3 protein-coding genes are annotated in these 3,487 nt (G+C 67.3%); 1 reads left to right on the top strand and 2 read right to left on the bottom strand.

Annotation, left to right across the window (positions count from 1 at the left end):
* Together VFB18_RS02745 and VFB18_RS02740 are read right to left on the bottom strand one after the other, a co-directional pair.
* Positions 1–1,073: transglycosylase domain-containing protein (locus VFB18_RS02745; RefSeq protein WP_324970833.1), on the bottom strand; the 1,073-nt coding region annotated here is incomplete at its 3' end.
* Positions 1,074–1,436: 363 nt separating this feature from the next.
* A complete protein-coding gene (locus VFB18_RS02740; RefSeq protein ID WP_324970831.1) occupies positions 1,437–1,976 on the bottom strand; it encodes a GAF domain-containing protein in 540 nt (179 codons plus the stop codon).
* Positions 1,977–2,101: 125 nt separating this feature from the next.
* Here VFB18_RS02740 and VFB18_RS02735 point away from each other — a divergent pair, with 125 nt between their 5' ends.
* Positions 2,102–3,355: a diphosphate--fructose-6-phosphate 1-phosphotransferase gene (locus tag VFB18_RS02735; RefSeq protein WP_324970829.1), complete on the top strand. Its 1,254-nt coding sequence runs from the start codon at positions 2,102–2,104 to the stop codon at positions 3,353–3,355.
* Positions 3,356–3,487: the final 132 nt, after the last annotated feature.

Here is a 3,487-nt window from a genome sequence, read left to right as displayed (position 1 = left end):
GGCTTGAACGCCGAGCCCGGCTGGCGCTCGGCCTTGAGCGCGCGGTCGAAGGGACTCGACGAATAGGAGCGGCCACCGACGAGCGCCTTCACCGCGCCTTGCGGATCGAGCACCACGGCCGCGCCCTCGCTTGCGTCGACTTCACCACCCTCCTCGTCGAGGATCTGGCGAAGCGAGGCTTGCGCCTTAAGCTGGAGGCGTGCGTCGATGGTGGTGTCGACGATGAGATCGCTGTCGTTGTCGCCGACGAACTCGGGCAGGAGTTCGGCCACCCAATCGACGGCGTAAGGATAGCCGGTATCATCCCCCTTGGCCGACAGGTTGAGCGGCTGCTGGCTCGCCGCGCGCGCTTCTTCCGGCTTGAGAAAGCCCGCCTCGACCATGTTCTCGAGCACCTCGTCGACGCGCTCGGTGGCGAGCTTCACACTGTGCGTCGGGGCGTATTTCGACGGCGCCTTCAGCAGGCCGGCGAGCAGCGCCGCCTGCGGGAGGGTGACGGAGCGCGCCGAACGGCCGAAATAGTGCCTGGCCGCAGCCTCGATGCCGAAGGTGCCGCCGCCGAAATAGACGCGGTTGAGATAGAGCTCGAGAATCTCATCCTTGCTGAAGCGCTGCTCGAGCCAGATGGCGTAGACCACCTCCTGGAGCTTGCGCAGCATGGTGCGCTTGGGCGTAAGGAACAGGTTCTTGGCGAGCTGCTGGGTGATGGTCGATCCGCCCTCGACCACGGTGCCGGCCGAGGCGTTGCGGAAAGAGGCGCGCACGAGCCCGATCGGATCGATGCCCCAATGCGAGTAGAAGCGGCGGTCCTCGGTCGCGATCACCGCCTTGGTGAGATAAGGCGGCAGCACGTCGAGGCGCACATGGCCGCGCCGCAAGCCGCGTTCGGCGAGCACGGTGCCGTCCTCGGCGAGGATGGTGACGTTGGGCGGCCGGTCGTCGAGGGCGGCCACGATCGGGTCGGGCACGCTGGCGACGAAATAGACCATGGCGAGGCCGACCACGATCGTGCCCCAGATCGCCGCAAGCAGGGTGAAGCGGAGCGCCTTGTAGAGCAGCGGATGCCGCGCCACGACCCGCCTCAACTTCCGCCGCGGGCGCCTCGTGACGCGGGGAGGATGCCGTCTTCGCCTCGGGGCGTCGCGGCGAGCGCCGAACACAGGTTCGATGCGGGCCTGCCCTTTGCCGCCGGGCCGTCCGCTCCCCCGCGCGCCGTTCATGATGTCCGCCCCGATGAGCCAAGCAAAGGCAGGCATCGCCGAGGCATTCCAAAGCCTCGCGCGAGCCTAGATGCGGAAGCCTAGGCGTTCCGGATTGAAACAGTGTTAAAGGATTGCCGCACCAAGGGTGGCCTTTGGCCCCCAAAAAAGCTCCTCACGCATGAAACACCGACCGCCCCCCGAGGGGCGCCAAGGGACAGCCGGCTAACCGAAGTGTCAGACGGGTTGGCTCCAATGGCTACGGAGCCTCACGTGCTCGAGAGCGGGGCTGGTCGCGTTGGCGATCATCTGCAACAGCTCGAGCTCCTGTTGCGAGGTCTCCCGCTCATGCGCCCAGTAGGCGCCAATCGCGCCCAGTGGCTCGTCCTGCGGGACAGGGACCATGGCGAGACTTTTGACGAAGGTGGAGGCGTAAGCATCCTGCGGGATGCGAGGGTCTTGCGTGATGTCGGGGATGACCGCGCTCGCGCGATGAAGCATGCACCAGCCCGAGATGCACGCCTCAAGCGGAAACCGGCGCCCCTTCCATAGGGGAGAGATCGCACTCTCCTCAACGTAACGGCAAAGCCCTCCCTCGCGCAAAACGACCGTAGCGCCGTCGGCTTCGAGCAAAGTGCGCGCGCCCTGCGCCACGACATGGGCGACGTCTTCGACCGAATCCGCAACCGAGAGACGGCGAAGGAAGGTTCCAAGACCCCTTAACGTCGGGCTCTGGCCGAGGTGAAAGCCGGAGATTTTTGGTGTTACCGGAGGCATGGCGATCGGATCATAGCGCGAGTCGATTTGTCGCGCGTTAACGATCTGCCCCCTGGCGGCACCTTGCCAGGCCAAGAGGCGTTAGGCATTCTCGCCCGCTCGCGCCAACACGAGGAGACGCAGACGTGCCCGATCTTCCTACCGGCAATGCAGCGATCGGCCAGTCCGGAGGCCCGACCGCCGTCATCAATCAGTCGCTCGCCGGCGTGATCGAAGGCCTGAAAGCGGGACTCGCCGCTACCGGCAAAGTGAAGCGCATCCTTGGCATGCGCCACGGCGTGCGCGGCCTGATCAAGCCGGGAAGCGAAGGGCTCGCCGATCTCACCGCGATCGATACGGCGAAGATCGAGGCGCTCGCGCGCACGCCGTCGGCCGCACTCGGCTCGACCCGCGACAAGCCGGACGAGGCCTATTGCGACAAGATCCTCGCCGGCTGCCGGGCGAACGACATCCGCTATTTCTTCTATATCGGCGGCAACGACTCGGCCGACACCTGCCGCATCGTGAGCGAGAAGGCGGAAGCGGCCGGCTACGAGCTCAACTGCTTCCATGTGCCGAAGACAATCGACAACGATCTCCGAGAGAATGACCACACGCCGGGCTTCCCATCCGCCGCGCGCTACGTCGCGCTCGCCATCGCGGGCGACGGGCTCGACAACGCAAGCCTCGGCGGCATCAAGATCAACGTCATCATGGGGCGGCACGCAGGCTTCCTTACCGCCGCGGCGGCGCTTGCCCGCCAGACGCCCGCAGACGGTGCCGCGCCCGCCGAGCGGCCAGCGCCGCATCTCATCTATCTGCCGGAGGTGCCGTTCTCGACCGATGCCTTCCTCGCCGACGTCGAGGGGGTCTACGCCAAGCTCGGGCGCTGCCAGATCGCCGTGAGCGAAGGCATCCGGGACGAGTCCGGCGCCGAGATCGGGCCGAAGCTGATGCGCTCGGGCGAGGTCGACGCCCACGGCAATATCCAATTGTCGGGCTCAGGCGCGCTCGGCGACGGGCTCGCCGATCTGGTCAAGACCGGGCTCACGCCGAAGGGCGGCAAGGCCCCGCGCGTGCGCGCCGACACGTTCGGCTACATCCAACGCTGCTGGCCTGAGCCCTCCCCGATCGACGCGATCGAGGCGCGGTCGGTCGGCCGCTACGCCGCCGAGCTTGCCGCCAAGGGCGACCGGAGCGCGTCGGTGATCATCGTAAGGACCGGCAACGCGCCCGGCGCCTATCGCAGCGAATGCGCCCGCGCCGACCTCAAGGCGGTGGCGCGGCGGACGCGCCACATGCCGGCGGAGTTCATCGCGGGCTCGAACGACATCACGGGAGCGTTCGATGCCTATTGCCGGCCGCTCGTCGGCGACCTGCCCAAGCTCGCGTGGTTATAGGATGCAGGGCTAGCCAAGGCAGCATCATCCCTCCCCGCGAGGGGAGGGTGGCCGCCGGCGCAAAGCGGCGGCGGCGGCCGGGTGGGGCGACAGAGGCTGTGACGATTGCGAGGGGATGAACAGGGTGACCAG

Origin of the sequence: Methyloceanibacter sp. (assembly GCF_035650995.1) — a bacterium.
In the GTDB taxonomy this organism is placed as follows: domain Bacteria; phylum Pseudomonadota; class Alphaproteobacteria; order Rhizobiales; family Methyloligellaceae; genus Methyloceanibacter.
Note: the sequence above shows the minus strand (reverse complement) of the source record. Positions and strands in the feature narration are given on the sequence as shown.